The 598-nt window shown below is 64.4% G+C and carries 1 protein-coding gene; it reads right to left on the bottom strand.

What is annotated here, in order from left to right; all coding sequences use genetic code 11:
- Positions 1–598 (bottom strand): methyl-accepting chemotaxis protein (locus tag XI06_RS12835; RefSeq protein WP_271605473.1); only part of this gene is annotated, 598 nt, incomplete at both ends.

Genomic DNA, 598 nt, shown 5'->3' with positions numbered 1-598 from the left:
TGGCAATCGAGGTCGAGATCGACGAGATCTTGCCGATGGTCGCACCGATCTCCTTGATCGCGGCGACCGACTCGGCCGTCGCACCCTGCATGCCCGTGATGTGCGACGAAATTTCATCAGTCGCCTTGGCCGTCTGGCTCGCCAGGGACTTCACCTCGCTCGCGACGACCGCAAAGCCGCGGCCGGCTTCACCTGCACGCGCCGCCTCGATGGTCGCATTCAGCGCCAGAAGATTGGTCTGCTCGGCAATCGCAGTGATCAGCTTGACCACCTCGCCAATCTGCTGGGCCGCGTGCGAGAGTTTTCCGATCCGGCCATCGGTTTCCTTGGCCTGGACCACGGCCGCCTCGGCAATGCGGCTGGAATCGCGAACCTGGCGGCCGATCTCCTCAACCGAAGCCGACAGCTCCTCCGTGGCGGTTGCAACCGACTGCATGTTGCTCGAAGCCTGCTCGGACACGCCGGCGACCTGGCTCGACAGGGCCTGCGTGGTCTCGGCGGTGCGGGTCAGCGTGGACGCGGATGATTCAAGCTGCACGGCTGAGGCCGAGACGTTGGACACGATGGCTCCGACCGCAGCTTCGAAATCATCGGCAAA

Origin of the sequence: Bradyrhizobium sp. CCBAU 11434, assembly GCF_028128895.1 — a bacterium.
Lineage (GTDB): Bacteria > Pseudomonadota > Alphaproteobacteria > Rhizobiales > Xanthobacteraceae > Bradyrhizobium > Bradyrhizobium zhengyangense.
Note: the sequence above shows the minus strand (reverse complement) of the source record. Positions and strands in the feature narration are given on the sequence as shown.